This window comes from Acinetobacter sp. YH01004 (genome assembly GCF_013420455.1).
In the GTDB taxonomy this organism is placed as follows: Bacteria; Pseudomonadota; Gammaproteobacteria; order Pseudomonadales; family Moraxellaceae; genus Acinetobacter; species Acinetobacter towneri.
Window position 1 is genome coordinate 1 of the sequence record NZ_VOXZ01000030.1, and the last position, 4456, is coordinate 4456.

The window sequence follows — 4456 nt, forward strand, 5'->3', positions numbered from 1 at the left end:
AGCCACTCCAAGGTCAAGCTTAATAAATTAAATTAAACATTCAATGAACACTGAATAGCCGGCACTTTTGCAAATTTACCTTGTCTCTATAAGCTCACATCAATTTCAGGTAAGAATAACAATAGATAGTGAACCGTACCGGGTTTGTCGGAGACTTTTTATTTAAGTTAGGCCACCGGTAATCCTCCCATAAATAACCGAAGTTAAAAGTAGAGGTACACATAAGTTAAAATTTTATAGAATTGCTTGAGTTCAAAATCTCTAATTAGCATGTATTGAAAACATGAATATTTATCTAAAAAGAGAACTATTTAACATCATGGCTGTTATACGCAATAAAAAAACCTGGGCACCAACCCAGGTCTAAAATTTAAAAAACAGATAAATATCAGTGCAATAAACTCATTTTTCTAATTTCGCATAACGTGTATTATGTTAATTTTAGAGAAACTACTAAATTATATTGGGTTGTAAATATTTGAAATTCCGTTAAGATATTTTGGATTAAATTCTATTCCTAGATAGCATTCGTGTTGACTCATCTCTCCAAAAAACTTTGGTTTTGTTTTCTTATGGTTTTTGCCATAGGATGGAGTAGTGTGTCTGTTGCATCAGTAAAGATAATGCATATCAATATGCAAACTGAAATGAGCCAAGATCATTGTTTAGATCAAGCACAGCAAGTCACTCAACATGGTATTAATCACGAAGTACAGACGAATACCGATTGCCATAATCATTTAGCTCTTAATCAGAATATAGATCACAAAAAGTGTCAGGAATGTTCTAGCTTATCCTGCCAGACACAGATCTCATGTCTTCATTCTTTGCAAAGCTCGCTAGATCCCCTAGATACCTTCTATTCTATAGATCAGCCTAATTTTTATTACCCCAACCAATATCTAAATGGGTATTGGCAAGAAATTTCACGTCCTCCTAAAACTTAACCATTTTTTTTAAAATTTATTTATTTTTCAAAAATTAAGGTTAAGTTATGTCTCATAAAATTAGTTCGTACCTATTAGCAGGTATTTGTTTTGCATCGTCGCCTTTGGTTTTTGCCGAAGTGCGTGAATATCAGCTTGTTATTGATGAAGCAGTGGTCAGCCCAACTGGAAAGCCTGTAAAGCGCATTACCGTAAATGGTCAATTTCCTGCGCCTTTGCTTGAGTTTGAAGAGGGTGATGAAGCCATCATTCGCGTGAAAAATAATTTAAAAAACCAAGATTCTTCTATTCATTGGCACGGACTGTTGTTGCCGGGCATTATGGATGGTGTACCGGGATTTAATGGTTTTAACGGTATTAAGCCTCAAAGCGAGTATGTTTATAAATTCAAGATTCGCCAAAGCGGGACTTATTGGTATCACGCTCATTCTAAAGGACAGGAACAGGACGGCTTATATGGTTCTTTTGTGATTTATCCAAAAGGTAAAACACCATTGGCAGCACATGAAAAAGCTGAACGTGACTATGTGGTGATGTTGTCAGATTTTCATGAAAAAACCAGTGATCAAATTCAGAAAGATCTTAAAATTTCAGCTGAATATTATCAAGATCAGCGTGAAACCTTGGGTGATGTTTGGAAGCAGGTTAAACGTGATGGCATAAAAGCGACATGGTCTGACCGCAAAATGTGGAATCAGATGCGTATGCTAAAAACCGACATGTCGGATGTTACAGGTTATACCTTCCTCATTAATGGCAAAACACCTGAACAAAATTGGACAGGAATGTTTAAACCGAATGAAAAAATTCGCCTACGTTTTGTGAATGCATCTGCGATGTCTTTCTACGATGTCCGTATTCCTAACTTGAAAATGACTGTGGTCAGTGCTGATGGTCAGCCTGTAAAACCTGTTGCTGTGGATGAGTTTCGTATTGGCACAGCTGAAACTTATGATGTGATTGTGGAGCCAAAAGGCGGACATTATCAAATTGAAGCTGAGTCAATTGACCGTTCAGGCTATGCGATTGGTACACTGCACAATGAACTAAATCCTATGACACATGGCATTCATATGCCTGCACCACGTCCACGCTCACTTTTGACCATGGAAGATATGGGACATGGTGGTGGTGATCATGCAGGAATGGATCATTCGAAAATGAACCACGGCAATATGCAAGGCATGGATCACTCGAAAATGGATCATTCAAAAATGAACCATGGCGATATGCAAGGCATGGATCACTCGAAAATGGATCATTCAAAAATGAACCATGGCGATATGCAAGGCATGGATCACTCGAAAATGGATCATTCAAAAATGAACCATGGCGATATGCAAGGCATGGATCACTCGAAAATGGATCATTCACAGCATGGCACAGCAAAACCACAAGAAAATGATCAAGTGGTTTATGGTTGGGCAAATGCATCTACACCTGCGGGCAATAAAGCCTTGCAATATAGTGATTTAAAATCTTTAGAACCGCAAAAAGATACTCGTGAAGCTAGCAGTGAATTAGTAGTGCGTTTGGGCGGTACTATGGAGCGTTATATTTGGACGATTAACGGTAAAAAATTCAGCGATGCTGAGCCATTAAAAGTGAAGTATGGCGAGCGTATCCGTATCAAATTTATTAATGACAGTATGATGGCGCACCCCATGCATTTACATGGCATGTTTATGCAGTTGGAGAATGGTCAAGAGTCGGTAGATATGCCGAATAAACACACATTGATTGTACCACCGGGTAAAACAGTCACTGCTTTATTAACTGCGGATGAGTTGGGCGAATGGGCAATCCATTGTCATTTGTTGTATCACATGAGTGCAGGAATGATGAACAAGTTGATCGTGGCAAATGTTAGCGATGAACAAGTGTCTACAACGCCAATTCAAGGTACAAATTCGACTCAAACTCACCAAGTAACTGAGCAAAAAGGAGCTGGACATGCACATCACTAATTTTGTATTTAAAGCGTTTTTTTCTGTTGCGGTATTGAGTTTAACAAGCTTAAGTTTGGCGCACGAAGGGCATCATTCAACTGCTCAGACTGATGGAAAAAATGTACCATCAATGAATCATCAAGCGATGTCTGAGATGGATCATTCACAGCATTCTCCACAAGAGCATGCACAACACATGCAGATGATGGGGAAAATGAATCATGCTGCACATTCAGCACCGATGAACCATCAACATGCAGGTCATCAGCCAATGCATCACAAATCAACAGAGAAACAGCAAGATCAAAAAGTACAGAAAGGAGATCAACATGCGCACCATTAATCTTTTTTCTAAAACTGTTTTAGCAAGCTCTTTGTTGATGGTCAGTGCAGTGAGTTTGGCACATAATGGTGAAGATCATAGTGCGCCTGAAAAAATGACAGTTGCTACATCTTCTAGTCAAAATCAGCCGATGCAAATGGATCGCTCTCAAATGAACCATAGCCAAATGAATCAGGCACAACATCAGGCAACATCTACGGTTAATCATTTACATCATGTACCAGATGCGAATGCTCAGCAGAGTTCGCATTATGATCATCGCTCAGAACACGGTGCGCAAATTTATGCGATTACGACAGTGGACAATAAGTGGCTTGTCAATGAAGATGGCACAGGTGATTTAAAGTCAGAGTTTGAAACCCGTATTGGCACAGATGAAAATAAGCTTTTTATTAAAATTCATGCCGATAAAGAAGAATCGCATGATGCACATTATGATGCCAAACTTTTATATAGCCGTATGATTTCAGACTTTTGGGATGCACAGATTGGTGCACGTTATCGTAGTGAAAAAGTTGAACTCAATGATCATCGCAAAGACACCGAAGAAAATGTTGATGCGGTGATTGGCTTACATGGTATGGCGCCATATTTCTTTGAAACTGATGCTTATCTCTATGCGGGAGAAGACAATTATGCGGGCTTTAGCCTAGAAACGGAACGTGATTTTCTGATTACGCAAAAGTTGATTATTCAACCTTATTTAGAGTTGGATGCTATCTTTAGTGATGACTCTAAATATGCGAAAAAAACTGGTTTAAGCAGTGCAACCGCAGGGTTTGAAACTCGCTATGAAATCAGTAAAAAGATCATGCCTTATATCGACATTGCCTATGAGTATTCAAAAGGTAATGATGAAACGTCGTGGCAAATAGAATCAAACTCTGAGAAAGGTTGGTTATATGGAGCTGGTGTTAGATTTAGATTTTAATTAATTTAATGATTACTAAATAGCTTTATTTAAATAAAACTCTAGCTTAATGTGGCCGGAAGCAAAATGTTAACTTATTTTGCTTCCTTCCATTTAACATAATGGCTGTTATACGAAACGAGAGTGTTAGAACCCATTTAAAGTGTCTATATTCTCACCAATAAAAATGTCCGGTTTCTCCGAGGTAAAATATGACTTTTGAACAAAAATAAGCCATTGTTTATTCTTTTTATTTCCAACAAAATTCCAGAACTCATCTACTTCGAGAGATTCATAATGACTTTGC

General features: G+C 38.1%; 3 protein-coding genes and 1 pseudogene. 3 read left to right on the plus strand and 1 reads right to left on the minus strand.

All coding sequences use genetic code 11. The features are described 5' to 3' along the window. Nucleotides 1-994 precede the first annotated feature (994 nt). From FTT71_RS13035 to FTT71_RS13045, 3 genes are read left to right on the plus strand one after another with little or no spacing between them, the layout of a single operon-like run. Nucleotides 995-2914, plus strand: coding sequence for a multicopper oxidase domain-containing protein (locus FTT71_RS13035; protein WP_180034265.1), 1920 nt, complete (start codon nucleotides 995-997; stop codon nucleotides 2912-2914). Continuing rightward, a complete protein-coding gene (locus FTT71_RS13040) occupies nucleotides 2901-3239 on the plus strand; it encodes a hypothetical protein (RefSeq protein WP_004897649.1) in 339 nt (112 codons plus the stop codon). Before FTT71_RS13035 ends, FTT71_RS13040 begins: the two co-directional genes overlap by 14 nt. After that, nucleotides 3226-4170, plus strand: coding sequence for a copper resistance protein B (locus FTT71_RS13045; protein ID WP_154320112.1), 945 nt, complete (start codon nucleotides 3226-3228; stop codon nucleotides 4168-4170). Before FTT71_RS13040 ends, FTT71_RS13045 begins: the two co-directional genes overlap by 14 nt. A 204-nt stretch (nucleotides 4171-4374) precedes the next feature. Here the strand turns inward: FTT71_RS13045 and FTT71_RS13050 are convergent. After that, nucleotides 4375-4456 (minus strand): annotated as a pseudogene (locus tag FTT71_RS13050) (IS1 family transposase); the annotation flags it as partial.